General features: G+C 74.2%; 31 protein-coding genes, 2 tRNA genes and 1 other RNA gene. 20 read left to right on the forward strand and 14 right to left on the reverse strand.

Going from position 1 to position 26,659, the window contains the following annotated elements; translation table 11 throughout:
• The first annotated feature begins 135 nt into the window (after nucleotides 1–135).
• From VGP36_20645 to VGP36_20670, 6 genes are all read left to right on the forward strand, one after another.
• Nucleotides 136–1,311: a sensor histidine kinase gene (locus tag VGP36_20645; protein ID HEV7657121.1), complete on the forward strand. Its 1,176-nt coding sequence runs from the start codon at nucleotides 136–138 to the stop codon at nucleotides 1,309–1,311.
• A complete protein-coding gene (locus VGP36_20650; protein ID HEV7657122.1) occupies nucleotides 1,308–1,955 on the forward strand; it encodes a response regulator transcription factor in 648 nt (215 codons plus the stop codon). Before VGP36_20645 ends, VGP36_20650 begins: the two co-directional genes overlap by 4 nt.
• Nucleotides 1,956–2,174: 219 nt before the next feature.
• Nucleotides 2,175–2,663, forward strand: coding sequence for a tRNA adenosine deaminase-associated protein (locus tag VGP36_20655; protein HEV7657123.1), 489 nt, complete (start codon nucleotides 2,175–2,177; stop codon nucleotides 2,661–2,663).
• Nucleotides 2,664–2,684: 21 nt separating this feature from the next.
• A complete protein-coding gene (locus VGP36_20660) occupies nucleotides 2,685–3,173 on the forward strand; it encodes a tRNA adenosine deaminase-associated protein (GenBank protein ID HEV7657124.1) in 489 nt (162 codons plus the stop codon).
• A 17-nt stretch (nucleotides 3,174–3,190) separates the two neighbouring features.
• Nucleotides 3,191–3,628: a tRNA adenosine(34) deaminase TadA gene (gene tadA / locus VGP36_20665; GenBank protein ID HEV7657125.1), complete on the forward strand. Its 438-nt coding sequence runs from the start codon at nucleotides 3,191–3,193 to the stop codon at nucleotides 3,626–3,628.
• 130 nt (nucleotides 3,629–3,758) lie between these two features.
• Nucleotides 3,759–3,846: transfer RNA gene (locus tag VGP36_20670), tRNA-Ser, on the forward strand.
• 162 nt (nucleotides 3,847–4,008) lie between these two features.
• On the opposite strand, the gene VGP36_20675 is transcribed toward VGP36_20670, so the two are convergent.
• Complete coding sequence (locus VGP36_20675) at nucleotides 4,009–4,254, reverse strand: hypothetical protein (protein HEV7657126.1); 246 nt, start codon at nucleotides 4,252–4,254, stop codon at nucleotides 4,009–4,011.
• Between the two features lie 290 nt (nucleotides 4,255–4,544).
• Here VGP36_20675 and VGP36_20680 point away from each other — a divergent pair, with 290 nt between their 5' ends.
• From VGP36_20680 to VGP36_20715, 8 genes are read left to right on the forward strand one after another with little or no spacing between them, the layout of a single operon-like run.
• Nucleotides 4,545–4,985 (forward strand): DUF4396 domain-containing protein, encoded by a 441-nt coding sequence (locus VGP36_20680; protein HEV7657127.1) that lies wholly within the window; start codon nucleotides 4,545–4,547, stop codon nucleotides 4,983–4,985.
• Nucleotides 4,986–5,005: 20 nt separating this feature from the next.
• The gene (locus tag VGP36_20685; GenBank protein ID HEV7657128.1) at nucleotides 5,006–5,764 is read left to right on the forward strand and encodes a methyltransferase domain-containing protein; all 759 of its coding nucleotides are present in this window, start codon (nucleotides 5,006–5,008) and stop codon (nucleotides 5,762–5,764) included.
• A 9-nt stretch (nucleotides 5,765–5,773) separates the two neighbouring features.
• The gene (locus VGP36_20690; protein ID HEV7657129.1) at nucleotides 5,774–6,505 is read left to right on the forward strand and encodes a P-loop NTPase; all 732 of its coding nucleotides are present in this window, start codon (nucleotides 5,774–5,776) and stop codon (nucleotides 6,503–6,505) included.
• Nucleotides 6,502–6,816, forward strand: coding sequence for an antibiotic biosynthesis monooxygenase (locus VGP36_20695; GenBank protein HEV7657130.1), 315 nt, complete (start codon nucleotides 6,502–6,504; stop codon nucleotides 6,814–6,816). The genes VGP36_20690 and VGP36_20695 overlap by 4 nt, the downstream gene beginning before the upstream one ends.
• An 11-nt stretch (nucleotides 6,817–6,827) precedes the next feature.
• Nucleotides 6,828–8,051 (forward strand): MFS transporter, encoded by a 1,224-nt coding sequence (locus VGP36_20700; GenBank protein HEV7657131.1) that lies wholly within the window; start codon nucleotides 6,828–6,830, stop codon nucleotides 8,049–8,051.
• 40 nt (nucleotides 8,052–8,091) lie between these two features.
• A complete protein-coding gene (locus VGP36_20705) occupies nucleotides 8,092–8,511 on the forward strand; it encodes an SRPBCC domain-containing protein (protein HEV7657132.1) in 420 nt (139 codons plus the stop codon).
• A 3-nt stretch (nucleotides 8,512–8,514) separates the two neighbouring features.
• The gene (locus VGP36_20710) at nucleotides 8,515–8,838 is read left to right on the forward strand and encodes a metalloregulator ArsR/SmtB family transcription factor (protein HEV7657133.1); all 324 of its coding nucleotides are present in this window, start codon (nucleotides 8,515–8,517) and stop codon (nucleotides 8,836–8,838) included.
• Entirely contained in the window at nucleotides 8,835–9,275 is a 441-nt protein-coding gene (locus tag VGP36_20715; GenBank protein ID HEV7657134.1) for an SRPBCC domain-containing protein, read from the forward strand. Before VGP36_20710 ends, VGP36_20715 begins: the two co-directional genes overlap by 4 nt.
• Here VGP36_20715 and VGP36_20720 read toward each other — a convergent pair.
• From VGP36_20720 to VGP36_20730, 3 genes are read right to left on the reverse strand one after another with little or no spacing between them, the layout of a single operon-like run.
• Nucleotides 9,259–9,684, reverse strand: a complete 426-nt coding sequence (locus tag VGP36_20720; GenBank protein HEV7657135.1) for a hypothetical protein — start codon at nucleotides 9,682–9,684, stop codon at nucleotides 9,259–9,261. The two genes, VGP36_20715 and VGP36_20720, sit on opposite strands and share 17 nt — an antisense overlap.
• Nucleotides 9,685–9,701: 17 nt before the next feature.
• A complete protein-coding gene (locus tag VGP36_20725; GenBank protein HEV7657136.1) occupies nucleotides 9,702–10,442 on the reverse strand; it encodes a hypothetical protein in 741 nt (246 codons plus the stop codon).
• 56 nt (nucleotides 10,443–10,498) lie between these two features.
• Nucleotides 10,499–11,224, reverse strand: a complete 726-nt coding sequence (locus VGP36_20730) for a hypothetical protein (GenBank protein HEV7657137.1) — start codon at nucleotides 11,222–11,224, stop codon at nucleotides 10,499–10,501.
• A gap of 220 nt (nucleotides 11,225–11,444) precedes the next feature.
• On the opposite strand from VGP36_20730, the gene VGP36_20735 reads away from it, so the two are divergent.
• Nucleotides 11,445–11,651 (forward strand): hypothetical protein, encoded by a 207-nt coding sequence (locus VGP36_20735; protein ID HEV7657138.1) that lies wholly within the window; start codon nucleotides 11,445–11,447, stop codon nucleotides 11,649–11,651.
• 58 nt (nucleotides 11,652–11,709) lie between these two features.
• Here VGP36_20735 and VGP36_20740 read toward each other — a convergent pair whose 3' ends face one another.
• The gene (locus VGP36_20740) at nucleotides 11,710–12,462 is read right to left on the reverse strand and encodes an SDR family NAD(P)-dependent oxidoreductase (GenBank protein ID HEV7657139.1); all 753 of its coding nucleotides are present in this window, start codon (nucleotides 12,460–12,462) and stop codon (nucleotides 11,710–11,712) included.
• A gap of 70 nt (nucleotides 12,463–12,532) precedes the next feature.
• Here VGP36_20740 and VGP36_20745 point away from each other — a divergent pair, with 70 nt between their 5' ends.
• A complete protein-coding gene (locus VGP36_20745; GenBank protein ID HEV7657140.1) occupies nucleotides 12,533–13,318 on the forward strand; it encodes a N(G),N(G)-dimethylarginine dimethylaminohydrolase in 786 nt (261 codons plus the stop codon).
• Nucleotides 13,319–13,386: 68 nt separating this feature from the next.
• On the opposite strand, the gene VGP36_20750 is transcribed toward VGP36_20745, so the two are convergent.
• Nucleotides 13,387–13,471, reverse strand: a tRNA-Ser gene (locus VGP36_20750).
• Nucleotides 13,472–13,523: 52 nt separating this feature from the next.
• On the opposite strand from VGP36_20750, the gene ffs reads away from it, so the two are divergent.
• Nucleotides 13,524–13,620: signal recognition particle sRNA small type (ffs, locus tag VGP36_20755), an RNA gene on the forward strand.
• A gap of 255 nt (nucleotides 13,621–13,875) precedes the next feature.
• On the opposite strand, the gene VGP36_20760 is transcribed toward ffs, so the two are convergent.
• Nucleotides 13,876–15,180 (reverse strand): hypothetical protein, encoded by a 1,305-nt coding sequence (locus tag VGP36_20760; protein HEV7657141.1) that lies wholly within the window; start codon nucleotides 15,178–15,180, stop codon nucleotides 13,876–13,878.
• 93 nt (nucleotides 15,181–15,273) lie between these two features.
• On the opposite strand from VGP36_20760, the gene VGP36_20765 reads away from it, so the two are divergent.
• Nucleotides 15,274–17,505, forward strand: a complete 2,232-nt coding sequence (locus tag VGP36_20765) for a DNA polymerase III subunit gamma and tau (GenBank protein ID HEV7657142.1) — start codon at nucleotides 15,274–15,276, stop codon at nucleotides 17,503–17,505.
• Here the strand turns inward: VGP36_20765 and VGP36_20770 are convergent.
• On the reverse strand, nucleotides 17,502–18,371 hold the full coding sequence (locus VGP36_20770) for an N-acetylmuramoyl-L-alanine amidase (GenBank protein HEV7657143.1): 870 nt from the start codon (nucleotides 18,369–18,371) through the stop codon (nucleotides 17,502–17,504). The genes VGP36_20765 and VGP36_20770 overlap by 4 nt on opposite strands.
• Nucleotides 18,372–18,452: 81 nt before the next feature.
• On the opposite strand from VGP36_20770, the gene VGP36_20775 reads away from it, so the two are divergent.
• On the forward strand, nucleotides 18,453–18,782 hold the full coding sequence (locus tag VGP36_20775) for a YbaB/EbfC family nucleoid-associated protein (GenBank protein HEV7657144.1): 330 nt from the start codon (nucleotides 18,453–18,455) through the stop codon (nucleotides 18,780–18,782).
• Nucleotides 18,783–18,788: 6 nt separating this feature from the next.
• Nucleotides 18,789–19,388, forward strand: coding sequence for a recombination mediator RecR (gene recR, locus VGP36_20780; protein HEV7657145.1), 600 nt, complete (start codon nucleotides 18,789–18,791; stop codon nucleotides 19,386–19,388).
• A gap of 218 nt (nucleotides 19,389–19,606) precedes the next feature.
• Here recR and VGP36_20785 read toward each other — a convergent pair whose 3' ends face one another.
• From VGP36_20785 to VGP36_20810, 6 genes are all read right to left on the reverse strand, one after another.
• Nucleotides 19,607–20,749, reverse strand: a complete 1,143-nt coding sequence (locus VGP36_20785; GenBank protein HEV7657146.1) for a hypothetical protein — start codon at nucleotides 20,747–20,749, stop codon at nucleotides 19,607–19,609.
• Nucleotides 20,750–20,971: 222 nt separating this feature from the next.
• Nucleotides 20,972–22,066: a hypothetical protein gene (locus VGP36_20790; protein ID HEV7657147.1), complete on the reverse strand. Its 1,095-nt coding sequence runs from the start codon at nucleotides 22,064–22,066 to the stop codon at nucleotides 20,972–20,974.
• On the reverse strand, nucleotides 22,063–23,202 hold the full coding sequence (locus VGP36_20795; GenBank protein HEV7657148.1) for a hypothetical protein: 1,140 nt from the start codon (nucleotides 23,200–23,202) through the stop codon (nucleotides 22,063–22,065). Before VGP36_20795 ends, VGP36_20790 begins: the two co-directional genes overlap by 4 nt.
• Before the next feature lie 39 nt (nucleotides 23,203–23,241).
• Entirely contained in the window at nucleotides 23,242–24,954 is a 1,713-nt protein-coding gene (leuA, locus tag VGP36_20800) for a 2-isopropylmalate synthase (GenBank protein ID HEV7657149.1), read from the reverse strand.
• A gap of 159 nt (nucleotides 24,955–25,113) precedes the next feature.
• Nucleotides 25,114–26,166, reverse strand: coding sequence for an ABC transporter permease subunit (locus VGP36_20805; GenBank protein ID HEV7657150.1), 1,053 nt, complete (start codon nucleotides 26,164–26,166; stop codon nucleotides 25,114–25,116).
• Nucleotides 26,163–26,659 (reverse strand): AAA family ATPase (locus tag VGP36_20810; protein ID HEV7657151.1); only part of this gene is annotated, 497 nt, incomplete at its 5' end. The genes VGP36_20805 and VGP36_20810, both read right to left, overlap by 4 nt.

Raw genomic sequence — 26,659 nt, forward strand, 5'->3', positions numbered from 1 at the left:
CGGTCTCCGCGTCGGTCCGCGGACCGGGATCGGCGCGATCACCGGCACCCCGGATGTCGGTCTGCAGACCGATGCCGGCCGCGCCGCCCGGCTCTACGCTCGACCTCCCGTGGTCCTCTCCGAGGCAGGTACCCGATGAGACGCTGGCTCCCCGACCAGCTCCTCGCGCTGACGGTGACGGCCGTGGCGGTCGTGCTGCACCTGGCCAAGGTCGAATCGATCCCGGCCAACCGTGACCCCGACGCGTGGTCGGTGCTGTTCACGATCGCCGCCCTCGCGCCGCTCGTGGTCCGCCGCCGGTATCCGCTGGCCGCGTTCGCCGCCTGTTTCCCCGGCCTGATCGCCCTGATGGTCGGCCACTACGCGGTCGGCATGGCGCCGCTGGGCGCCCTCATCGCCTTCTACACGGTCGCCGCCTGGGGCACCGCGACCGACGCGCGCCGGGCCGTCGGCGTCCTCGCCCTCGGTCTGGTCGCGACCGCCCTCGCCCGCCCGATCGACCTCAGCGTCGAGGGGGCGGCGGTCAACGGGCTGCTGCTGCTCTGCGGCTGGGTCCTCGGCACCGGTACGCGGAAGCGCCGGGCCCTGCACGCGGCCCAGGTCGCCGACGCCGCCCGCCGGCTGGAGCTGGAACGCGAGCGCGCCTCCCGGGCCGCGGCCGAGGAACGGCTGCGGATCACCCGCGAGCTGCACGACGTGCTCGGGCACGCGATGAGCGTCATGGTCGTCCAGGCCGGCGTCGCGCAGACGCTGCTCGCATCCCGGCCCGAGGAGGCCGCCATCGCGCTCGGTCGGATCGCCGAGACCGGGCGCTCGTCGCTGGAGGAGATGCGGCGGCTGCTGACCGTGATCCGGGACGGAACCGAGCCGGCCGGGGCGGCCACCCAGCCCGGGCTGGCCGACCTGCCGGCGCTGGTCGCGGACGTGGTCGCGGCCGGGCTGCCGGTCACCCTCGACCCGGTGCCGACGGGTCCGCGGCTGCCGCCCGGGGTGGAGCTGGCCGCGTACCGGATCGTGCAGGAGGCGCTGACCAACACGCTGCGGCACGCCGGCCCGGCCCGCGCGGTCGTGCGGCTCCGGCGGACCGCCGCCGCGGTCGAGGTCGACGTTCGCGACGACGGGCGCGGACCGTCCGACGCGGCTCCCGGGCGCGGGTTGTCGGGGATGCGCGAGCGGGTCGCCGTGTACGGCGGCGAGTTGGTCACCGGGCCGGACGGCGAGCGCGGGTTCCGGGTCCGGGCCCGGCTGCCGCTCGACGGTCTCCCGGCCGGCTCGCTCGCCCGCGCCGTCCCCGTCGGGGAGCTCACGTGATCAGCGTCGTGATCGCCGACGACCAGCTCCTGGTCCGCAGCGGGTTCGCGCTCATCCTCGCGTCGGATTCCGGAATCGACGTCGTGGCCGAGGCCGGCGACGGCGTCGAGGCGCTCGCCGCCGTCCGGGCCCACCACCCGGACGTGGTCCTCATGGACATCCGGATGCCGCGCATGGACGGCATCGAGGCGACCCGGCACCTGGCCACCGCGGCCGAGACCCGCGACGTCCGGGTCCTGGTGCTCACGACGTTCGACACCGACGCGGACGTACGGGCGGCGCTGCGGGCCGGGGCCTGTGGCTTCCTGCTCAAGGACACCACCCCGGCCGACCTGCTCGCCGCGGTCCGCGCGGTCGCCCGTGGCGACGCCCCGCTCGGCCCGTCGATCACCCGCCGCCTCATCGACCAGTACGTCGCCGGCGCCCCGGCCCCGGCGATCACCCTGCCCGCCCTGACCCCGCGGGAGCAGGACATCCTCCGGGCCGTCGCGAGTGGACTGTCCAACCAGGAGATCGCCGGAACGCTGCACCTGAGCTACTCGACGGTGAAGACGCACGTGAGTCACCTGCTGACCAAGCTCGAGGTCCGTGATCGGGCCCAGCTCGTCGCGCTCGCCCACCGCGCCGGTCTCGTCCCCTCCTAGGGCCGGCCGCGGTGCTGCGCCGGTTGTCGGACGTGGACGAGGTGGTCGCGCAGGAACGGCCAGCACCGCCCGGGATTCCACCAGCAGCACCGGCTGATCCGGTTCGTCCAGGCAGCTCGGTCCCGGCTGGTCGCCGAACAGCCACCGCCGCATCCCGGGCTACCCGCGGCGGGGTGGGTTCTGCGACCATCACCGGAAGCACGCGGCAAGGAGGCCGGAGTGGCGGACGACGGCTTCGCGGTGGCGGTCTACCGCGACGGCGGGCGCTGGGACTGCGCCCTGCTCCCGCCCGCCGTGCTGGATGATCTGGACCACTGCGTGGCGGTGCTGAGGCAGCAGCCGCACGAGGGCGGTCCGGTCGCGCTGGTCGACGTCGCGGACGAGTTCTTCGTGGCCCTGCGGCTGGCGCCCTCGGGCGACCTGCGGGTGCTGCTGTCCGACGTGACCGCGGCCGAGGAGTGGGACCTGGCCCGGCAGGCGCTGGACCTGCTCGACGGCGACGCCGAGACACCGGCCGACCCGGAAGAGGTGTGGCCGGCCGGAGACCTGGGCATCTTTCGCGACCTGGGACTGGACGAGCGGGAGCTCGGCCTCATCCTGGATGATGTCGACCTGTGGGCGGACGAGATGCTCTCCGCGGTCGCGGACCGGATCGGGGTGGGTGCCGAGTTCGCCCGCGTCCTGGATGCGCTTCAGCCGGCTGACTGATCATTTCCGGAGGAACCGTACGTGTCGTACTTCGCTGCCGCCCTGGCCCGCACGCCGGCCGGCTGGACCGCCGAGGAACTCGACCTCGACGGGGTGTCCGATGTGGACGAGGTCGCGGACCGCGTCCGTGACGTCGACGGCGAGGCCGAGACCGCGCTGTTGTTCGTGGAGGAGGATGACGAGTACGTCGCGATCCTGCGCATCGACGCCGGCGCCGACGAGCCGCGGGTGTTCGTCTCCGACGGGCAGGCGGCCGAGTCGTACCCGGTGGCCGGGATCTTCGCCGGCGCCGTCGAGGACGAGCTGCCGTCCTCGTCCGAGGACGAGGACTCGCCGCCGCCGGACTCCGAGCCGGTCGGGGACGCGGACCTGCTCGCCGACCTCGGTACGTCCCGGCGCGACCTGATCGCCCTGGTCACCCACGAGCGGACGCTGCCGGCCGACGTCATCAGCGAGGTCTGCGAGCGGGCCGGGTGCCTGGACGAGCTCGAGATGCTGCGCGGCGCGTGAGCCCGTACGACCCGGTGATGCGGCGGGCCCTCGGGCTCGCCGCCGCGGCCGTCGAGACCGGCGACGTGCCGGTCGGGGCGGTCGTGCTGTCCCCGGACGGCGGCGTGCTCGGCGAGGCCGCCAACGCCCGCGAGCGTTCTACGGATCCGACCGCGCACGCCGAGGTCCTGGCCCTGCGGGCCGCCGCGGCTTCCGTCGGGAGCTGGCGCCTGTCGGGCTGCACGCTGGTGGTCACGCTGGAGCCCTGCACGATGTGCGCCGGGGCCCTGGTCCTGGCCCGGGTCGCCCGCCTCGTCTACGGCGCCGACGACCCCAAGGCCGGCGCCGTCGGGTCCCTCTGGGACGTCGTCCGCGACCGCCGCCTCAACTCCCGCCCCGAGGTCGTCCGCGGCATCCTGGCCGACGAGTCGGCCGCCCTCCTGCGCACGTTCTTCGCCGCCCACCGACCCCGCTGAGCCGTCGCTGCCCGGGGCCGGCGGCGGCGCCCGCGGCGGGCGCGGCCGCACTGGCTGAGCCGTCGCGGCTCGGGATCGGCGGCGGCGCCCGCGGCGGGCGCGCGTCCGGTCGTCGCGTACACTCTCCCGCGGTGGAGTCGCCTAGTGGCCGAGGGCGCACGCCTCGAAAGCGTGTGAAGTGAAAGCTTCCGTGGGTTCAAATCCCACCTCCACCGCCAGGCTGACCAGCACGAACGCCGGGCCGCGCGCTGCATCGCGACCCGGTGTCCGTCGTCTCCGCCGCCGCTGGGCTCAGTTCTGGGGCCTGCCCGCGATGTGATCCCCCGATGACGGAGCCCGCCGGGGTGTCCGATGCGGGCCTCCGCCGTATCAGGGTTCCGCTATACCGTGATTTGAAAGGGCTGGCAGAGGGGAAAGTGGCAGATGCCGTCGTGCGGCTGGATCGAGCTCTGGGCGGTGTAGGTCTGGGCGCCGTCACCTGCGGTCGTGCTCGCCTGTGCGATGGAGGTGTTTGCGGCGACGAGACCGAGCGCGATGGCAGATCCTGCGACCAGTGACCGGGCCACACGACGCCGCGTGCGCCTGCTGGGTGCGGCCTGATTCATGGCGCATTCCTTCTTCTGCATGGTCAGTTCCTTCCGGACGAGGCGCGACGGGTGCGCGCCGGGTGCTGCGAACCATGACGCGCACCAGTCCAACGGCGCTCGAAATTGAGTTCAAGCTCGCTGAAGCGGTGACCGCCGTCGGACGACTGACGTTGCCGTCGGGTGTAGCCGGCAGGGGGCCGTCAGCGCCCGGTTCAACTGCTCCGGAGCGGTACGGATGGCGGTCAGCCGACCGGTCGGACGCAGCCGGCCCGGGGCAGCCGACCGGCCTGGCCGGGCATAGCGGAGCGGCGCTTCGGGTTCGGACGCGTATGGCGACCCTGACCCGGCTCGCGATCTCCGCCACGGTGCACTGCCTGACCGGCTGTGCGATCGGTGAGGTGCTCGGCATGGTGATCGGCACCGCGACCGGCCTCGGCAACTGGGCGACGGTGGCGCTGTCGATCGTGCTGGCGTTCGTCTTCGGCTACTCGATCACGATGAGCCCGCTGCTGCGGGCCGGGCTGCCGGTCAAGCAAGCCGTCCGAACCGCGCTGGCGGCCGACACGATCTCGATCCTGACGATGGAGATCGTCGACAACGGGTTCGTCGTCGCGGTCCCGGGCGCGCTCGACGCCGGCCTGAGCAGCGTCCTGTTCTGGGCCAGCCTGGCCGCGTCGCTGGTGGTCGCCTTCGTCGTCACGGTGCCGGTCAACCGCTGGCTGATCGCCCGCGGTCGCGGGCACGCCGTGGTGCATCACCTGCACCACTGACTCGGCCGTAGGGTTCGCCCGTGGCGTTCGACGTCGGCGGGGATGCGTACGGGGCGTTCATGGGGCGGTTCGCGGAGCCGCTCGCGGGTCAGTTCGTGGAGTTCGCCGGGGTGCAGGCGGGGCAGCGAGCGCTCGACGTCGGGTGTGGGCCGGGGGCACTGACGGCCAGGCTCGTGGAGCGGGTGGGCGCGGCCGACGTGGCCGCTGTGGATCCGTCCGCGTCGTTCGTCGTGGCGACCCGGAACCGGTGTCCGGGGGCGGACGTCCGGCAGGGAGTCGCGGAGGAGCTGCCGTTCGGGGACGGCGAGCGGGATGTCGCCCTGGCCCAGCTCGTCGTGCACTTCATGGCGGATCCCGTGCGGGGGCTGGCCGAGATGGGACGGGTGACCAGACCAGGAGGCGTGGTCGCGGCGACCGTGTGGGACTTCGGGGGCGGGACCGGTCCGCTGAGCGCGTTCTGGGCGGCGGCGCACGAGCTCGACCCGACCGTGGACGGCGAGGCCGATCGCGCCGGCACGCGGGAGGGGCACCTGGCCGAGCTGGCCCGCGCAGCAGGGCTGACGGACGTGGAGTCGGGAGCGATCACGGTCGCCGTGCGGTACGCGACCTTCGAGCAGTGGTGGCACCCGTACACGCTCGGCGTCGGGCCGGCCGGCGACTACGTGACGGGACTGGGGGAGAAGGAGAGAGCGCAGCTGAGGCAGCGGTGCGAGGAGCGACTCCCCACCGCCCCGTTCGACATCCGGGCACAGGCCTGGGCGGTGAGGGCGCGTGGCTAGGCTGACTCGATGACTCCGGTCTTCGCGGTGGCGAGTGGGAAGGGTGGCGTCGGGAAGACGAGCGTCGCGGTCGCGCTGGCGCGGGAACTGGTCCGGCGCGGACATCGGACCGGGCTGCTCGACGCCGACCTGCACGGTCCGGATGTGCCGCGCATGCTGGGCATTCGCCGCGATCAGAAGGCCCGCAGCGTGACGTTGACCGCGACGAAGGGCGAGCGGAACGCCGAGCTCGAGGCCGTCGACGTGGACGGGCTCAAGGTCGCCTCGGTCGGGTTCCTGCTCGGCAGCAACCAGGGCCTGACGATGGCCGGTCCGTTCGCGGAGCTGATGCTCGGCCGGCTCATCAAGCAGACCGTCTGGGGTGAGCTGGACGTGCTGGTCGCCGATCTCCCACCGGGCACCGGAGAGGTGCAGCAGGGCCTGCTCGCGCTCTCCGGCGACGTCTCCGCGGTCCTCGTCGTCACCCCGTCCGAGGTGTCGCACCTGGACACGAGCCGCGCGGTCGCCGTGCTCCGGCAGGCGAAGGTGCCGCTGCTCGGCGGCGTGGAGAACATGGCGTACGTGGTCTGCCCGCACTGTGGCGAGCCCAGCCCACTGCACACGCCGGGCCCGGAGGACCGCACGATCTGGGCGCTGGGGGTGCCGAAGCTCGCCCGTGTCCCGTTCCGTACGGACTCGGTGGTCACCACGCAGGACGTGGCTCCGGTCGCCGCCGCGGTCGAGGCCAGAATGGCGGCATGAGCTACGTCGTCATCAACGCGCTGACCGTGCCGGGCGGGAACGGCGAGCTGCTGGAGCAGCGCTTCGCCGGACGGGCCGGGCTGGTGGACCAGGCCGAGGGATTCGAGGCGTTCCAGCTGCTGCGGCCGATCGAGGGCACCGACAAGTACCTGGTCTACACGCGCTGGCGCAGCGCGGCCGACTTCGAGGCCTGGCAGAACTCCCGCGACTTCGGCAAGGGCCACGCGCAGGCCGCGCAGGACCGCAACTCCGACCGACCGGCGTCGAGCTCGGGCGAGGTCTGGCAGTTCGAGGTCATTCAGTCAGTCTGAGAGGGACACGGGTGTACGGGACGGGCTTTCGCCGGCTCTGGGCCGCGAACGCCGTCTCGAACGTCGGCGACGGCGTCACCCTCGCCGCCGGACCGCTGCTGGTCGCCTCGCTGACGGACAACCCGGCGCTGATCTCGGGCGCGGTGTTCGCCCAGCAGCTGCCGTGGCTGCTGTTCTCCCTGATCTCCGGCGCGTACGTCGACCGGCTCGACCGGCGCGTCCTGATCGCTGTCGTGAACGTCGTCCGCGCGGTGGTGCTCGGCGGGCTGGCGCTCGCGGTCGGCACCGGCATGATCACCGTCGGCCTCATCTACGTCGCGTTCTTCCTGCTCGGCACCGGTGAGACGCTGGCCGACAACGCCGCGGTCGCGCTGGTGCCGGCGATCGTGCCGGCCGCGCGGCTGCCCGGCGCGAACGCCCGCCTGCTCGGCAGCCAGATCGTCGGCAACCAGCTGCTCGGGCCGCCGCTGGGCGCCTGGCTGTTCGTGGTCGCGGCGGCGATCCCGTTCGGGCTGAACGCGGTGAGCTTCGTGCTGGCCGGCGCGCTGATCGCGACGCTGCCGCTGGCCGCGGGCCGGCCGCCGGAGCGGGACCCGAAGAACCTGCGGGTCGAGATCGCCGAGGGCGTCCGCTGGCTGTTCCGGCACCGCGTGCTGCGGATGCTGGCGCTGTCGCTGGCCCTGATGAACATCACGTTCTTCGGCGCGTTCTCGATCCTGGTGCTCTGGTCGCGGGAGCGGCTCGGCTTCGGCGAGCTCGGCTACGGGCTGCTGCTGACCTGCAGCGCGGTCGGCGGGCTGATCGGCTCGGCGACCGCCGGCCGGCTGGAACGCCGGTTCGGCGCGTCCACGCTGCTGCGGATCGGGCTGCTCATCGAGACCACCATGCATCTCGTGCTGGCCCTGACCCGGACGCCCTGGGTCGGCTGCCTGATGATCGGCATCTTCGGCGTGCACGCGGTGATCTGGGGCGCCGTGACGATCGCGATCCGGCAGCGGGTGGTGCCGGATCATCTCCGTGGCCGGGTCAACAGCGTCAACTACCTCTTCAGCGTCGGCGGGTCCGCGCTCGGCGCGCTGCAGGGCGGGTTCGTGGCCCGGGCGTTCGGGATCACAGCACCGTTCTGGCTGGCGCTCGGGGTGATGGTCGTCTTCACGGCCGCGGCCTGGCGGCTGTTCTCCCACTCGGCGCTGGACGCGGAACGACACCGGGTCCTGGAGGAGTCGGTAACGTGAGTGTTACGGTAGCCGTCCTGTTACCGCACCTGGGGGACCGATGAAGTCGTACGAGGCGACGTCCGTGATCGACGCCCCGCCGGAGCGGGTCTGGGCCGTGCTGGTCGACGCCGGTGCCTACCCGACCTGGGATTCCGGCGTCGACAAGGTCGACGGGCGGATCGCGCCGGGGGAGAAGATCACGGTGCACGCCGCCGTCAGCCCCGGTCGCGCGTTCCCGGTGAAGGTCACGGACTTCCGGTCCGACAGCGGGATGACGTGGACCGGCGGGATGCCGCTCGGCCTGTTCCGAGGCGTACGGACGTTCACGCTGACGCCGCGCGGGGACGCGACCGAGTTCCGGGTGCGCGAGGAGTACACCGGGCCGTTGCTGCCGCTGATCTGGCGCTCGATGCCGAATCTCGCGCCGTCCTTCGAGCAGTTCGCGACCGGGCTGAAGCAGCGGGTGGAGAAGGGCTGAGACGTGGGTGGGCTGGCCGGGGAGGCGTTCGGGTCGCTGGGCGATCCGCAGCGGCGCGCGATCGTCGAGCTGTTGCGCGCCGGCGAGCGCTCGGTCCGGGAGATCGCCGACGAGTTGCCGATCAGCCGGCCCGCGGTCTCCCGGCACCTGAAGCTGCTCAAGGACGCCGGTCTGGTCACCGAGGAGGCTCGGGGGACCCGGCGCATCTACCGGCTGCACGACGAAGGTGTCGCGGCGGTGCAGGCGTACCTGGTCCAGGTCTGGGGTGATGCGGCGGCGCGATTCACCCTGGCGGCCGAGAACCTGCGGCCGGAGGAGGACCGGTGATCGAGCCGCTGCGGCTCGCGTTCGAGGTGGACTGCGCGCCGGCGCACGCGTTCGACGTCTGGACCCGGCAGATCTCGCGCTGGTGGCCGGCCGACCACACCGCGACCGGCGTACCGGGCTCCCGGGTCGTGCTCGAGGGCCGTCCCGGCGGGCGGATCTTCGAGCGCACCCCGGCCGGCGAGGAGGTCGACTGGGGCGAGGTCAGCGCCTGGGAGCCGCCGGACCGGCTGGTCTACTGGTGGCACCTGCGCCGGGATCGCGCCGACGCGACCGAGGTCGAGATCGCGTTCCGGCCCCGCGCGGGCGGCACGCTGGTGGAGATCGAGCACCGCGGCTGGGACAGTCTCGGCGCCGCCGGACCGGACTGGCGGGCGCGCAACCAGGGCGGCTGGGCCGGCCTGATCCCGCACTACCTGTCCGCTACCGCAACGCCCTGAGCTGGTCAGCGTGCGCCGGCAGGTGGAACGACGCCTGAATCCCGAGCAGCACGCCCCACGGCATCGGCCGATCGACGGCGATCTCGGTCCCGTCCTGGATGAGGATCGGGACGACGGTCGCGGCCTGCTCCTCGGTCAGCCGATCCATCAGGTCGCAGAGCCGCGCCCCGCTGGCCCGCAACGCCTCGACCGTCCCCGGCTCGGGGTCCAGCGACGGCCGGTTGTCGAAGCTCGCCGGCCGCCCGGCCAGGACGGCCTCGGTCGTCGACGCCAGCAGCCCGTCGTTGAGCGTGAGGTGGGCGACGATCCGTCCGGCGTCCCACTCGCCCGGCGGTGGCGGTCCGAACCCGCCCGCCGCCGCCTCCACCGCGACGCTCTCGTACGCCTTACGCAGTTCGGTCGTGTCCACCGGCGCCTCCGTGGGTGTCAGGCCGGCCAGCGTACGACGACCAGGGCCTGGTCGTCGTACGGCTTGGAGCGCGGCCAGGTCCGCCCGTCCGGGTCCGCCCGCTCCGGCTCGCGGACGGCGTCGAGCAACGCCTCCGGGCCGTACGTGTCGACCAGGGCGAGCGCGGCCGTCCAGTCCGGGACCGCGCGGCCGATGCCGCGGGAGACGCCGTCGCTGGCGAGGACCGCGGTGTGCACCTCGGCCCGGGGCCAGCGCCGGGTCAGCGCCTGCCCGGCCGCGGCGGGCGTCGCCTCGGCGATCCAGTACCCGTCGGGCCGGTTGCGGTGCCGCCGCTGCTCGCCGACCAGTCGGCGGAGCAGGTCCTTGTGCCCGTCGTCGTACCCACCACCGGCCGCGAGACGGTCGTGATAGGCGACCCGCTGCCGCGGCGCCACCGTCGCGAGCCGTTCGTCGACCACCACCTCCGGCCCCGGGTACAGCACCAGCGGGCTGTCGCCCAGCACCAGACCGTCCACATGCGACTCGTCCCAGCGCAGCAGCGTGACCGTGCTGGACGGCGAGCTGCCGGGCTCCAGCCGGTACGCGCTGGCGACCGCGGCGATCGCGTCCGCGAGCACGGTGGTGAGGTCGAGCCGCCGGTCCGGCAGGCGGTCGGTGAGCTCCCGCGCGAGCTGGTCGGCGTACCAGCCGCCGTCGCGCTGCCCCGGATCCGGCGCCGACGCACCGTCCAGCACGGCCACCGCGTCCTCCAGCAGCACCGTGCGGTCCTGGGTCGACGCCTGTCCCGCCGCCCGTTCGGCGACGCGGACCTGCGCTAGTCGTGCCTGCGGGCCGGACACAGCGCCTGGCTCTCCAGCACCCGCTCGCCGTCGTGCCGGCTCGCGGTGACCATCGAGAACATCCCGTCGCCGACCGTGCGATAGAGCTCGGCCGCGTGGCCGACGAGGTAGTCGACGGCGCCGACGGAGCCGAGCGCGTGCACGCCGGCGATCAGCAGCATCGTCCCGCCGGCCACCGGAACCCGGCCCACGTAGGCGATGTCGCGGTCCCGCTGGCCGTCGTCCAGCGGCGAGACGTAGCGGGTGCCGTCGGTCCGGTCGGTGATCACCCAGCGCCCGTCGGGCTCGGGCCGGAAGTCCAGCAGCGGGTCGTAGGCCAGCGCGGTCGCGCTGACCGGGGAGGACTTGGGCCCGCAGATCGCGACCACGTCGCCGCGCGGCGTCCAGACCCCGTCGATCGGGATCCGCTCCTGCTCGACGGTCAGCAGCAGCTCCCGCAGGTACCGCACCAGGCCGTCGAACGCGAGCACGTCCTCGGACGCGATCACGGGCAGTGATCGACTTCCGCCGGGCCGCAGCGGCAGCGCGACGGTCACCGGACCGACTCCGAAGAGTGCCCGTTCGGCCGGCGGAGCGGACTGCGTGATCTGCCCGATCCGCCCTTTGGACAGCCCGAACTCCGCCGCCACGGCCGAGTAGCTGAGGCCCTCGTCCTGCAGCTGCCGCATGCATTCGCGGCGCAGCCGGGCGAGTTCCGTCATGCGCTGCTGGTAGATCGACAACAGCTCGGTCGCACGCCGACCCTGGCGACGGGGATCTCCGTCCCGGCGTACCGAATCGAACTCGTCGTCGGCGTACGACACGTTCACAGTTTAGGGGTCTTGACGGTGAGGGGAAGAAGTTCTTACTCTCTGTGTATCCCTCAACGACATCGGTGCCTGATCCGAGACTGCTGTCGAGCCCTCTGGACGAGGATTGCCGATGACCGATGGTGACGATGCTGGCGCGCTGTCGGCGTACCAGCCCGGAGAGCCGGTGTGGGTCTTCGTACTCGGCACCTGGCAGCCGGCGGTGGTAGTGGGCACGGTCGAGGCCGGGCACGTCCTGGCCCGCTACCGCCGCCTCGACGGGGAACTGGCCGAGCGGGCCTTCCCCCAGTCCTCGGTGGTGGAGTCCGGGGCACTCTGACGGCCGTGACCCCGCCGTCCGCGTTTCCCGCCTGCGCCGACGTCCACGACTCTCCTTGTCAGCTGGGAAACGGCGTGCCGGTGAGGTCGGCGCAGTAGTCCAGGAGCGCGTCCTGATACCTGGCGTCGTGCGCTTCCGCCGGCGCCGGCTGCGGTCGTCGGTGGTAGAAGAGCTCGCCGGTCACCCGCGTCGCCGGGTCGTCGCCGGCCGCGAGCCAGGCCTGGGTGACCGGGCCCTGAGCCAGGTCGTCGGGCGCGCCGGGGCCGCCCATCCTGGTGGCGACCCAGCCCGGCTCGACGGCGTTGGAGCGCACGCCGGGCCAGCGGCGGGCGATGCCGAAGGCGAGCAGGAGGTCGTACAGCTTGCTGTCGGAGTAGGCCTGGGCGCCGTTCCACCGCCGGTCCGTCCACTGTGGATCGTCGAGGCCGGGGTCGCCGCCGCGGGCCATCCCGGAGCTGAGGTAGACGAGCCGGTCGGGCCGTTGCATCAGCGCGGTCAGCAGGTACGGCGCGAGCACGTTGATCGCGAACACGTGCTCGAGCCCGTCGGCGGTCGTGGTCCGCGGCTCCCGGTAACCGACGCCGGCATTGTGGATGACCGCGTCGTAGCGGCCCTTCTCGTTGGCCTGCGCGGCGACGGCTCGCATGCCCGCGATCGTCGAGAGGTCGCCGACGACGACGTCCGTGGTCAGCGCGGCGGCTCGTTCGGGGGAGCGCGCGTGCACCGTGACCGCGTGCCCGTCCGCGGCGAGGAGGCGCCCGGCCATGAGGCCGAGGCCGGCGGTGGATCCGGTGATGAGGACGCGTGTCATGCGTCCACCCTGCGCGTCGCTCCTGGGCGTCGCGGCTCCGGGGTCCGGCGCCGTGGATACGGTGACGCCCGTGCCCGTCAGCCCTCGCGTCCTGGTCCGCCGGCCGTCGCCACGTCTGGCTGCCGGTGAGCTGACCAACCTCACCCACTCGCCGGTCGACACCGACCTGGCCCGGCGGCAGTGGGAGGGGTACGTCGCGGTGTTCGCTGCGCGCGGCTGGGCGGTCACCGAGATCGAGCCGGCCGACGAGCACCCCGACGGCGTCTTCGTCGAGGACACCGCCGTGGTGTTCGACGACCTGGTCGTGCTGACCCGGCCCGGGGCAGCGTCTCGGCGCGGCGAGGTCGCGTCCACGGCCCGCGCCCTCGACGGCTCGGGCTTGTCGGTCGCCCGCATCGCCGCCGGCACCCTCGACGGCGGGGACGTGCTGAAGATCGGCCGTACCGTCTACGTCGGTCGGGGAACGAGGACGAACGCCGAGGGCATCCGCGGGCTCGCCGCCCTGCTCGAGCCGCGTGGCTGGACGGTCGTGCCGGTGCCCGTGACGAGAGTGCTGCACCTCAAGTCGGCGGTCACGGCGCTGCCCGACGGCACGGTGCTCGCCTTCGCCCCGACCCTCGACACCCCGCATCCGTACCCGCGGCTGCTGGACGTGCCCGAGGAACATGGCACCGCTGTGGTCGACCTCGGGGACGGCGCCGTGGTCATGTCCGCGGCCGCTCCCCGCACGGCCGCGCTGCTGCGCGAGCGCGACCTCGACGTGCTGCCGGTGCCGATCACCGAATTCGAGAAGCTGGAGGGCTGCGTCACGTGCCTGTCCGTGCGCGTGCGCCCGCCGCTCGTGGCCGGCAGGTAATGGGCTCACTCAGTCGGCCGCACCCATTCTCGGTCGAGAGTTCGCGACTGTCGCCTTGTCGGAAAGGGCGGAGGATAAGGGATTCGAACCCTTGAGGGGTCTCCCCCAACACGCTTTCCAAGCGTGCGCCCTAGGCCACTAGGCGAATCCTCCGCCGGGCAGTCTACCGGGCGGCGACGGGGGCGCTGGGGCGGGTACTGTGTCCCGAGACCCCTCGTGCGGCGTCCACCTCGTGAACCTCCCCAGGGCCGGAAGGCAGCAAGGATAAGCGAGCTCTGACGGGTGTGCGGGGGGTCCCTTCATGTACGGAACCCGCAGGTCAGCGGGTTTCTCCGTGGTGCGGAGGCCGCGTCAATGACGCGGAGGCCGGCAGGGTCGGCGGTTCCCGCGGCGCCGGGGCCATGCCGGGTGTGGAGGTCCCTGAGCCCGCTACGGCAGCGGTCTCGCCGGACGCGAGGTGACCCACCGGTTCCCCTGCGACGGATTCCATCGGCAGAGGTCCCGCGCCACCAGGTCAGCGGTCCGCCGGCGGACAGCGGGCAGCCGGGCGCCGGTGGTCAGTGGCGGTCGGGGAGTTCGACGGTGCGGTCGGTGGGCGAGGCAGCGGGGAGAGGCTCGTCGTCCCGAGCCGGGGAGGGCTCGGGGGCGGTCCATTGCGGGACCAGGCGGGAGAGCTGGGGGCTGGTGGCGCCGAGGGACTCGAAGCCGGGGCGGACCCGGCGGAGGTACTCGTCGGGGTCCGCGGTCTCGGTCATGATCTCGGCGGCGGCCAGGACGGCCGGGTCGAGGGCGGCGGGGTCGATCGTGACCAGCGCGTACGCCCAGCGGAGGGTGAGTTCGCTCAGCAACAGCGGACCGGCGGCGTTCGCGCGGGCGCGGCGGAGGGCGCCTTCCCAGGTGTCCGGGCGGACCGGTTCGACGGCGACGGCGTCCGGCAGCGGGTCCGTGCGCGGGTCACCCAGGGGACGCGGTGGCAGGGCGGCTGCGTCCAGGGCCCAGCGGGCGGCGGACTCGCGGGCCGGCGGGTCGTCGCGGAGCTCGGCGCAGGCGGCCAGAGCCGACAGCCAGCGGGTACGGCGAGGGCCGTCGCGTTCCGCGGCGCGGCTCAGGTCGGCGACCGCGGCGGCCCAGGCGTCGTCGTCGAGCGGACCGCCGGCGACGAGGAGGGACAGCCCGCGCAGGCCGTCGGCGTACCCGTCCGGCGGGCGGACGGCGATCCCGGTCAGCTCGACCGGCACCGCGCGCGTCACCGCGGCCTGGGCGCGGGCCCGGCGGTCCAGCGCGCGGTCGAAGGTCCGGCGGCGCTGGGACGCGAGCTGGGAGGCGAGCGGATAGGACGCGGCCCGCGTACGCAGCCAATTCTTGTGCGCGCGCCGGACCCGGTCCGTCTCGCCGTCGACGGCGACCAGCGCGTCCTCCAGCCGGCGGACGTTGCCGAGCGCGGAGCGACGGGCGGCGGTCCGCAGCGCCTGCTCGAAGCGCCGGCCGTCCAGCAGCGCCAACGCGAGGATCAGCAGGGTTGCGGCGACGAGGACGGCGACCGCGACCACGCTCAGCGGCGGCGGGGCGAGCGCGAGGGCCCAGCTGCCGAGCAGGAGCGAGCCGACGCCGAGCGCGAGGACGACGACGGCGGACGTACGCCAGCCGGAGTCGCGGCCGGAGGCGGCGACGTCGGCGTACCAGCGCAGCTCGTCCTCGAGGCGGCGACCCGGACCGGCGCCCGGCTCCAGCCGCCGGTCGCCGTCGCGCAGCTCCCGCAACGCCTCCCGGTACGCCGCGTGCGCACGGGAGGACCCCGCCGCGCCCACGACCGCGGCGGCGAGCAGCAGAGCGCCCAGCCCGACGAGCGCACCGACGATCACCACACCAGCGTCGCAGATCGGTCAGTCCGGGCGCTAGAACGGGTGTTCGGCTCAGGCGCGGAGGCTGTCGTACCGGAGCACTAGAGTCGCGGCGTGGCTCTCGCGCTCTACCGGAAATACCGACCGGCGACCTTCGCCGAGGTGGTCGGTCAGGAGCACGTCACCGAGCCGCTCATGCAGGCGCTGTCCAGCGGCCGGGTGAACCACGCCTACCTCTTCTCGGGGCCGCGCGGCTGCGGCAAGACCTCCAGCGCCCGGATCCTGGCCCGTTCGCTGAACTGCCAGACCCGCGGGCCGACGCCCGATCCGTGCGGGACCTGCGACTCGTGCGTCGCGCTCGCGCCGGACGGGCCCGGCAGCCTCGACGTGATCGAGATCGACGCGGCATCGCACGGTGGCGTGGACGACGCCCGGGATCTGCGCGAGCGGGCGTTCTTCGCGCCGGTCAGCTCGCGCTACAAGGTCTACATCGTCGACGAGGCCCACATGGTCAGCACGCAGGGCTTCAACGCCCTGCTCAAGCTGGTCGAGGAGCCGCCGGAGTTCCTGGTCTTCGTCTTCGCCACGACCGAGCCGGACAAGGTGCTGACCACGATCCGGTCGCGGACGCACCACTACCCGTTCCGGTTGATCCCGCCGGGCACGATGCGCGGGCTGCTGTCCTCGATCTGCACGGCCGAGGGGATCGCGGTCGAGCCGACCGTGCTTCCGCTGGTCGTCCGGGCCGGCGGCGGATCGGCCCGGGACGCGTTGTCCGTGCTGGACCAGCTGATCGCCGGCTCCGGACCCGACGGCGTGCAGTACGCGCGGGCCGTCGGGCTGCTCGGCGTCACCGACGGTGCGCTGCTGGACGAGATGGTCGACGCGCTGGCGGCCGGCGACTCGGCCGCGGTGTACGAGACCGTCGACCGGGTGGTCGAGGCCGGACACGACCCGCGCCGGTTCGCGACCGACCTGCTGGAGCGGCTGCGCGACCTGGTCCTGCTCGACGCCGTACCGGACGCGAACACCAAGGGGATCATCGACTGCCCGCCCGACCAGGTCGAGCGGATGACCGACCAGGCCGCGCGGCTCGGCACCGCGACGTTGTCCCGGCTGGCCGACATCGTGCACACCGGGCTGATCGAGATGCGCGGGACGACGTCGCCGCGGCTGCTGCTGGAGCTGGTCTCGGCCCGGATGCTGCTGCCCTCGGCCAGCAGTGACGGGGCCGCGTTGCTGCAGCGGATGGAGCGGATGGAGCGCCGGCTCGCGGCGAGCGGAGAGTCCGCGGAGGTCGACGAGCGACCGGCGCGGGTCGCTGACGCTCCTCGCCCGAGCGGGCGGGGCGGTTCGAGCGAGCAGGCGGGCGGCGCTACGGGGCGGTCCGGCGCTGCGGCCGGGCGGTCGGGTGCCGCGAACGGCTCGGCCGAGCAGGCGGGCGGCCGGGCCGAGCAGCCGGGCGGCCGGTCCGAGCAGGCGGCCGGGCGAGCCGAGCAGGCCGGCGGCCGGTCCGAGCAGGCGGCCGGCCGAGCCGGGCAAGCTGGCCGTGCGGCTGGCCAGGCAGGCGGCCGGTCCGGGCAGACGGCCGGCCGCGCCGAGCAGGCGGCCGGCCGCGCCGAGCAGGCGGCCGGCGGCGGCGAGCAGGCGGCCGGCGGCGCCGAGCAGGCGGGCGGTCGCGCCGGGCAGGCGGCTGGTCGAGGCGATCGGACGAGCGCGGGGCCCACGCAGGGCGCGCGGGACGGACAGCCGGACACGGGTGACCGGCCCGGCGACGAGACCGCGCACAGCGCGCCGACGGATTCCCGGGCCGGTGCGGCCGACAGCTGGGGCGAACCCGCGAGCCGCGCGCCGAGCGAGCCCGCGGTTCCGGCCCAGCGTGCGGCCGAACCCCGTCCACACACCCCGGTCGGCGAACTCGACGCCGCCGCCGTACGGCGGATCTGGCCCGAGGTGCTCGACTCCGTCAAACGCCGCCGCCGTACGGCTCACGCGTTGCTGATGAACGTCTCCGTGCACTCCGTCGATCACGGTGTGCTGACGCTGACGATCTCCTCGGTACCGCTGTCCCGGCTGCTGGCGCAGGAGGCGAACACCGAGGTCGTACGGGCCGCGGTCAAGGACGTGCTCGGGGTCGACTGGCGGATCGCGGTCACCGTCGACGGCGGTGGCGCGGCCGGGGGCGGCGAGCCGGGCGGACCGCCGCCGCCGGACGAGGACCCGCGCGACGGCGAGCCGAGCCCACCGACCTCCGAGCCCAGCGCCGGCGCCCAGCGGGTCGACCCCGAGGAGGCCGCGATCTCGCTCCTCCAGTCGACGCTGGGAGCGAAACGGATGGAGAGCTAGATCCCGAGGTAGGCGAGGATCCCGCGTTCCAGGGCGACCGCGATCCGCTGCCGCCCGGCCGCTGACGTCTGCAGCCCCGAGTCCGCTCGGTTGTGCATGTTGCCGGCCTCGACCAGCACCGACGGCCGGGTGGAGAGGTTCAGCCCGCCCAGGTCGCCGCGGACGTCCAGGCCATCACCGCCGGCGATGTACGTCGCGTAGTCCATCCCGCTGCCCGCTCGCATCGCAGCGCGTACGGCCAGGGCCAGCCGCTGGGTCGCCGCTGACGCCCCGGTCTCCTCGATGACGTGGAACCCGGACCCGCTCGCCGGCCCGCCGTCGGCGTGCACGGACACCACCGCGGCCGCCTCCTGTCCGTTGCCGAACCGGCCCCGGACGTCCACGCAGGGACCGACACCGGTGTCGTTCGGCCTGGTCAGGCGTACGTCGATGCCGTGGGCGGCGAGCAGCCCGCGCAACCGGACCACGACGTCCCAGTTGAACGAGTGCTCCGCGTAGCCGGCGTTGTTCTCGGCGCCCACCTCGTTGCAGGGCTTGCGCAGCCCGCGGCCGGCGTCGACCAGCTTCGTCACCTCGGCGGTGTGGGTCGCGTTGCCGCCGTTGTGCCCGGGGTCGAGCACGACGACCGGCCGCGGCACCGCCGAGGGCGAGGGCGACGGGGAGGCCGCGGGCGACGGCATCGGCCGGGTCGCCAAGGCGGAGGGGGTGGGCGTCGCCGAGGACGGCGCCGGAGAGAGGGACGCCGTCGGTGGCGGCGCCGCGAGCGGCGTCGACGGGGACAGCGCGAGCGGCGGCGCAGCCGAGCCGCATCCGGCCAGCAGCAGGACGAGGCCGGCCGCAGCGACCAGGCGCGGAACGGCGGGCACGGACCCAGCCTGCCAGTTCCCGGATCGTCGTACCCGCCGGATAGGCTCGCAGGACCAACAGCCGAGCACAGGAGACCCGCGGTGCGACCCGGTGGCCAGCCCAACATGCAGCAGCTGATGAAGCAGGCGCAGAAGATGCAGCAGGAGCTGCTCGCCGCGCAGGAGGAGCTGGCCCAGACGGAGGTGACCGGCACCGCGGGCGGTGGCCTGGTGACCGCGACCGTCACCGGCTCCAACGAGCTGAAGTCCGTGGTCATCGACCCGAGCGTGGTCGACCCGGAGGACGTGGAGACGCTGCAGGACCTCGTCGTCGCCGCGATCCGGGATGCCAACCGCGCCGCCGCGGAGCTCGCCGGCCAGCGGATGGGCCCGCTCACCCAGGGCATGGGTGGCCTCGGCCTGGGGATGTAGGGCCTCGTGTACGAGGGCGCGATCCAGGACCTGATCGACGAGCTCGGCCGGCTGCCGGGCATCGGTCCCAAGAGCGCGCAGCGGATCGCCTTCCACCTGCTCGCGGCCGAGCCGGCCGACGTGAGCCGGCTCGCGGCCGTGCTGCAGCGGGTGAAGGACGAGGTCAAGTTCTGCAAGATCTGCGGCAACGTGTCCGAGGCCGAGGAGTGCCGGATCTGCCGGGATGTCCGCCGCGACCTCACGGTGATCTGCGTTGTCGAGGAGCCCAAGGACGTCGTCGCGATCGAGCGGACCCGCGAGTTCCGCGGTCGCTACCACGTGCTCGGCGGCGCGATCAGCCCGATCGAGGGCATCGGCCCGGACGATCTGAAGGTGCGGGAGCTGCTGCTGCGGCTGCAGGACGGGGTGGTGACCGAGCTGATCCTGGCCACCGACCCCAACCTGGAGGGCGAGGCGACCGCGACGTACCTGGCCCGGCTGATCAAGCCGATAGGCCTGAAGGTGACCCGGCTGGCCAGCGGCCTGCCCGTCGGCGGCGACCTGGAGTATGCGGACGAGGTCACGCTCGGCCGCGCGTTCTCCGGCCGCCGGCTCCTGGACGTCTGACCCGATCCGGGCCGCCGACAGGAGCCGACCCGGGCCGCCCGCAGGGCCGACCCGATCCGGGCCGCCGGCAGGGGCCGACCCGACCCGATCCGGGCCGCCGACAGGGCCGACCGGGCAGGGCCGACCAGGCAGGGCCGACCGGGCAGGGCCGACCCGGCTGAGGCGCCGGCAGGGCCGACGCGGCCGGGGCAGGACCGATGGGCGCGTCGGCCCGTCCCTCAGGTGATCCGCTCGGTCCGCCAGGTCTCGCCGCCGTCGGACGAGGTGAGCACGAGCGGGTCCGGGATCCGCCCCCGCGGCACCGCCGCCAGGATCCCGCCGGGACCGGTGCTGACCTGGTCCGGCCGGGTCGGGCCCGGGTCCGGCAGCGCGGCGAACGACCCGTCCTCCTGCAGCAGCCAGACCGTCCCGCCGGGGTCGGCGACGATGAGGCCGCGCTCGCCGACCAGCGCGGACCGGACGCTGCGCGGCACCGGCCCGGGCATCCGCGCCCAGCTGCCGGTCGGCCCGCGGATCGCCCAGACCCCGATCAGCCGGCTGTTCCCGTCGGTGCGGGTGGTGCTGCAGAGCAGGTACGCGGCCCCGTCCGGACCGGTGACCAGGCGCAGCACGTCGAAGTCCGGGGCCAGCCCGCGGACCGGGACCGTCGTCCAGGTCCGGCCGCGGTCCAGACTGACCGCGCTGGTCACGTCCGTACGGGTGGTCGAGACGGCCCAGGCCGTGCTCCCGCGCATCGTGTACGCGCGGACGCCGGCCCCGGGGAACGGCTGGTTTCGCAGCGGCCGCAGCAACCCGGTCCCCGGTTCCAGTGCCACCAGCCGTTCGTGGCAGCTCGCGCACACGTCCGAGTCCAGCAGCCCGGCCGGTGGGACGACGTCGATCGGCCGGCCGCGGGCGAGCTGGTGCTGGCTGGCGCCGACGCCGTCGGTCGAGGAGTAGACCCGCCCGCTGGTCGACTGCTCCAGCACGGTCACCACGTCGTCGCCGCTGACCGCGAGGGTGGGGACGACGCCGACGGTGGTCCGGGTCTCGGTCACCAGCGGCAGCGCGGTCCAGCCGGCGCTCCCGTCGACCGGGCGCCGGTGCAGCCGGTAGCCGCAGGCCCGGACCGTGGCCGGGTCGCACTCGGCCACCAGCGCGTACGCCCAGCGGGTGCCGACGGCGACCGAGACCACGCCCGGCCCGGGCGTCCGGGAGATCGGTACCGGGGTGGGCGTCGGCGCGGTTTCCGGGTGGCCGGGCGCGGACCGGGCCGCGAGCAGCACGGCGACGCCCGCGACCACCGCGGCCGCGGCGATCGAGAACCGGCGCCGCTGCCGCGCCGGACGCGGTGGCCCGCCACTGCTCAGCACGTCGGCCACGATCCGATGGTAGGTGCGTGAACTGCCCGTCCGTCTCAGCCGTGTTCCCGGCGGGGACCCTGGACACCGGGACCGATCGCCCCCGATCGGGCCACCTAGGCCCCCGGTACGCCGGCGTGCCTCTGCCGGCTGGGCGCCCGCACACCCACCACACCACCCGCGGGCCACCGGCCGCGGTGCTCCCTCAGGCCTTCCCCCAGGCCGCCGGGGCACCGCGGTCGGTCAGCCGACCCGCTCGTCCCGCCAGCTCACGCCCCCGTCGTACGAGACGAGGACGGTGCCGGGGGTCGTGGGCAGGCCCAGCAGGAGGCGGCCCGGACCGCCGGCCAGGAAGCCGGGCGTCGCGGTCAGCTGCAGGAACGAGCCGTCCGCCATCAGCCGCCAGGCGTGCCCGTCGCCGTCCCCGATCAGCAGCCCGCGCTCGTCGGCCACGGCCGAGTACGCGGCGACCGGGCCGGTCGGCGGGGTGAGCCGGCGCCAGGTCCCGGCGGGCGAGTCGATCCGCCGGACGTCGGGCAGGTCGGTGCCCGCCCGGCGCCCGATCAGGTACGCGCCGCCGCCCGGGACCGTGGTCAGCAGCACCGCGCCGGTGGTCACCATGCCGCCGGCCAGCGGGATCGTCCGCCAGGTCCGGCCGCCGTCCGGGCTCACGGCCGTGCTGCCGCCGCGCGGGCCGACCTGTGCGGCCCAGAGCACCGGCCCGTCGGCCTCGGCCAGTTGCAGGCCGAAGGCGGTGAATCGCGGCTGTGACCGCAGCGCCGACAACTCGCCGCTGACCGGGTCCAGCACGGTCACCGTGCTGCCGCAGCTCGCGCAGAGCCCGGTGGCCAGCACGGCGCCCGGCGGCAGCACGGCCACCGGCCGGCCGGGCCGCAGGTGCGCGGTGGTGACCGTGGCGCCGCCGTCGGCCGAGGCGTACACGGTGCTGTCGTCGACCAGGATCACCCGGTCGTCCGGGGTGACCCGCAGGGAGATGTCCAGGCTGGTGGTGGTGCGGCCGGTGACGTGCATCGGCAGCGCCTGCCAACCCGGCGTGCTGAACGAGCGCCGGTGCAGCCGGTAGTCGCACTCGTGCACGATCCGGCCGTCGCAGGTGGACACCAGCGCGTACGCCCAGCGGGTGCCGACGGCGACCGAGACCACGGTCGAGCGGGTCGGCGGCGCGACCACGGTGATCGGCGCCGGGCGGTCCCGGTTCGAGTGGACGAGTGCCGGGACGCCGAGGGCCAGGGCGAGGACGACCAGGGCGACGAGCCCGCGCCGGGACCGGGACGGCGGCCGGTCGTCGCCACCGGTGAGCACGTCCCCGGGGTTCATGCCGGCAGCGGGAGCACGGACCAGCCGACGTCGCGGTCCCGGCGCAGCAGCAGGTGCCAGCCGTCGGCGGTGATCGCGGCGACCGTGCCGTCCGCGGCCCGGCGCAGGGTCGTCGGGATCAGCGGCGGGTCGCCGACCCGGCCGGCCGGCAGGTAGAAGTTCACCGTCCGGCCGGTGTCGTAGGCGAGCTGACCGCCGCTGCTGCCGTCGGCGAACAGGACGCCGCCGGCCGACAGCGAGACCGCGGTCGTGTACTTCGGGGTGCCGCCGCCGGCATCGGAGTAGTCGATCACCTGGGTCCAGGACTTCCCGCTGTGCCAGACCGTGGCCACGCCGGGCTCGCCCGCGGGCAGCGGCCGGGTCACGACCAGGTACGCCGAGCCGTCGTCGCCCGGGACCAACCCCAGCTCCGGGGTCTTGTACGCGGCCTTGGTCACCGTCGTCCGGGTCCAGCTGCGGCCGGCGTCCCGGCTGGTCGCGACGACCAGCGCGGTGCCGCTGCGGGCGGCCGCGTAGAGCGTGCCGCCGCTGCCGGTGACCGCGAGCAGACCGGCCATCGGCTGCTGCCGCAGCGGGTGCCAGCTACCGCCGACCGGGTCGAAGACACCGATCCCGCCGGTGCCGAGCTCCGCTACCAGGCCGGCCGGCACGGTCGCGACCGCGGCGCCGTCCCCGCCCGGCCGCAGCCCGAACTCCTTGCCGCCGTCGACGCTGACGTACGTGCCCGGCGCGGTGCCGTCGAGCACGGCCAGGTAGCGGTCGTGCGCGCCGGTGACCAGCAGCCGGCCGGGGGAGGTGGCCTCGTGCGGGACGGTCAGCCCGGTGGTCGTCCAGCTGGTGCCGTCCCAGGTCAGCAGCCGGTAGCCGCAGTGGGCCACGCAGAAGCCGGTCAGCGCGTAGACCTTCCCGGCGGCGACCGCGACGTCGTAGACGTAGTAGTGCGGCTGCAGCGGGGTGACCGGGGCGGCGGCCGGGACCGGCTTCGGCGCGGCCGGCGCGCCGGGGGTGGACCGGACGGCCAGCACGATGCCGGTCGCGACCAGCGCGAGCACGACCAGGACGCCGGCCAGCCGGTGCCGGGGCGGCCGGGAGGACGGCCGGGCGGACCCGGACTCGAGCAGGTCCGGCCCGGTCACCTCCTCATGGTCGCAGCCGGAAGCCGCCCCGGCCACGGTTCAGCTGCGGGCGACCCGGGCGATCGCGTTGAGGACCGCGTGCAGCGAGGCGGTGACGATGTTCTCGTCGACCGCGACCCCCCAGAGCACCCGCTCGCCGATCTGGACCTCGAGGTACGCCGCCGCCCGCGCGTCCCCGCCGGCCGAGAGCGCGTGCTCGGCGTAGTCGAGCACCCGGACGTCCCATCCGAGCGGCGCCAGCCCGGCCGTGAACGCCGCGATCGGCCCGTTCCCCCGCCCGGTGATCGACTGCGAGGCCCCGTCGACGGTCACGGTCGCCGTCACCTCGACCACACCGTCCACAGTGGACGACGACTGCCGGACGAGCCGGACCGGCCCCTCGGCGAGGTACTCGGCCGAGAACACCGACCACAGCTGGGCCGCGTCGACCTCGCCGCCCTCGGAGTCGGTGACCCGCTGCACCACCTGGGAGAACTCGATCTGCAGCCGGCGCGGCAGGTCGAGCGCGTGCTCGGTCTTCATCAGGTACGCCACGCCGCCCTTGCCGGACTGCGAGTTGACCCGGATGACCGCCTCGTACGAGCGCCCGACGTCCTTCGGGTCGATCGGCAGGTAGGGCACGCCCCACTCGTACGAGGACACCGGGACACCGGCCGCCTCGGCGTCCCGGGAGAGCGCGTCGAAGCCCTTCTTGATCGCGTCCTGGTGCGAGCCGGAGAACGCGGTGTAGACGAGGTCGCCGCCGTACGGGTGGCGCTCGTGCACGGGCAGCTGGTTGCAGTACTCGACGGTGCGGCGGATCTCGTCGATGTCGGAGAAGTCGATCATCGGGTCGACGCCCTGGGAGAACAGGTTCAGGCCCAGCGTCACCAGGTCGACGTTGCCGGTCCGCTCGCCGTTGCCGAACAGCGTCCCCTCGACCCGGTCGGCGCCGGCCAGCACGCCCAGCTCGGCCGCCGCGACCGCGGTGCCGCGGTCGTTGTGCGGGTGCAGCGAGAGCACGACCGCGTCCCGGCGGGGCAGGTTGCGCGACATCCACTCGATGGAGTCCGCGTACACGTTCGGGGTGGCCATCTCGACGGTGGCCGGCAGGTTGATGATCGCCGGCCAGGACGGGGTCGGCTGCCAGACCTCCAGGACCGCGCCGCAGACGTCCAGCGCGTAGTCCAGCTCGGTCCCGGTGTACGACTCGGGCGAGTACTCGAATCGGACCTCGGTGTCGCCGCTGGACTCGGCCAGCTTGAGGCAGAGCCGGGCCGCGTCGGTCGCGATCGCGGTGATGCCGGCCTTGTCCAGGCCGAAGACCACCCGGCGCTGCAGTGCGGAGGTCGAGTTGTAGAGGTGCACGATCGCCCGCGGAGCCCCGGCGATGGACTCGTACGTCCGCTCGATCAGCGGCTCGCGGGCCTGCGTCAGCACCTGGATCGTCACGTCGTCGGGGATGAGGTCCTGCTCGATGATCTCGCGGACGAAGTCGAAGTCGGTCTGCGAGGCCGACGGGAAGCCGACCTCGATCTCCTTGTAGCCCATCCGTACGAGCAGCTCGAACATGCGCCGCTTGCGGGCCGGCGTCATCGGGTCGATCAGCGCCTGGTTGCCGTCGCGGAGGTCGACCGAGCACCACAGCGGGGCGGTCTCGATCCGCGCAGCCGGCCAGCGGCGGTCGGGCAGCTCGATCGGGGTGAAGGGTTGGTAGCGCGCGAACGGCATGCCCGACGGGTTCTGGACGGGCGGCTCGTAGCGGAAAGACACGGCTCTGGGGCTCCCTCGATGCGGGGCGGGCGGCGGCCGACCAGCCGAGGACCCCGCGACGGGGAAGCCGGCCTCTAGAAGGCCCCGCCGCGGCAGAGAAGGAGCAGGGTCCTCTCGTACGCCACGGCGCCAGACTACCCGGTCACCGCAACGGCGTCCTCAGGCGATCCGCTGGCCGCGGGCCAGCCGCGTGGTCGGCGTTCGGAGCCGGATGGTGGCGATCCAGAGCGCGCCCGCGGCCAGGGCCAGGTCGATCCCGAGCCCGAGCGGCCAGACCGGCCCGCCGGTGACGCCCGGCGGCACGCCGTACGAGGTGCCGTTCTCGTCCTGCAGCGCGGCCGGCGTCGCCCGGATCCGGTGCAGCGAGCGCGACAGGGAGCCGAGGACGTCGACGTCGGCCGGCTCCTTGATCACGTCCCCGTTCGGCAGCCGGATCTGGCGCACGGGACCGGCCGGGGCCGAGTCGGCCAGCACCGCGAACGGGTTGGGCGCGACCAGCCACCAGGTCCGGTCCGGCCGCGCGATCGTGGTCCGGTACGGGTCGTCGATGCAGTTGCGGCCGGACGGGTCGCAGGACCGGCTGATCGCCGTGACCTCCTGCTGGGTGCTGGCCGTGACCAGTCCGAAGGCGATCGCGGTGCCGGCCGACAACGCGAACACCGTCAGGTACGCCAGCACCCCGGACGTGGTCGAGCGGGCCAGCAACGCGGACAGGCCGAGCGAGATCGCGCAGACCACCCCGAGCAGCAACGCGGTGACCAGGTAGACGCCGGCGACGCGGATCACGGACAGGCCGCCCTCGACGTAGCACCACAGCGCCAGCGGCAGCGTCACGGCCAGGAACACCAGCGCGGTGCCCCAGGAGGCGACGAGCTTGCCGAGCGCGATCTCGCTCGCCCGCAGCCGGGTGACCTGCAGGGTCGCCAGCGTCCCGCGCTCCCGGTCGCCGTTGACGGACTGCGCCGCCAGGGCCGGCGCGACCAGCAGCGCCAGCGCCAGGACGACCAGCACGACGACGCCGAACATGACGGCGCCGAGCGTGCGCTCCGCCTGCACGTCGGTGCCGAAGACGTTGGGCTGCGCGGCGGCGTTGCGGACCAGCCAGGTGACCACCGCCAGCACCACGAACCAGGCACCGACCAGCCAGCGCCAGCGCCCGGCCCGGATCCGCAGCCGGAACTCCAGCCGGGCAACCGTGAGGATCCCGTTCACCGCTGACCCTCCACGAGGTCGAGGTAGGTGGCTTCGAGCGATCCGCCGAGCGGCGCGAAGGCGGTGAGCTGGACCCCGGCCGCGACCAGCTCGCCGAGGAACCGGGCCGCGGCCTCCTCGCCGCCGACCACCTGGACGTCCAGACCCGCGTGCCCGGCCCCGCTCCAGCCCACGCCGATCCCCTCCAGCGCCCGTTCCAGCGCGGCCGGGTCCAGCGCCCGCAGCCGGTACGTCCGGGCCGCCCGCGCGGCCGGCAGGTCCCCGATCGCGTGCTGCCCGACCGTACGGCCGGCGCTGACGAACACCACCCGGTCCGCCACCTCCTCCAGGTCGGACAGGATGTGGCTGGAGACCAGCACCGCCCGGCCCTCGCCGGCCAGCCGGCGCAGCAGGTCACGCAGCTCGACCCGGCTGCGCGGGTCCAGCCCGGACGCGGGCTCGTCCAGCAGCAGCACGGCCGGGTCATGCACCAGTGCCCGGACCAGCCCGAGCC

The organism is Mycobacteriales bacterium (genome assembly GCA_035995165.1).
GTDB lineage: Bacteria > Actinomycetota > Actinomycetes > Mycobacteriales > CADCTP01 > CADCTP01.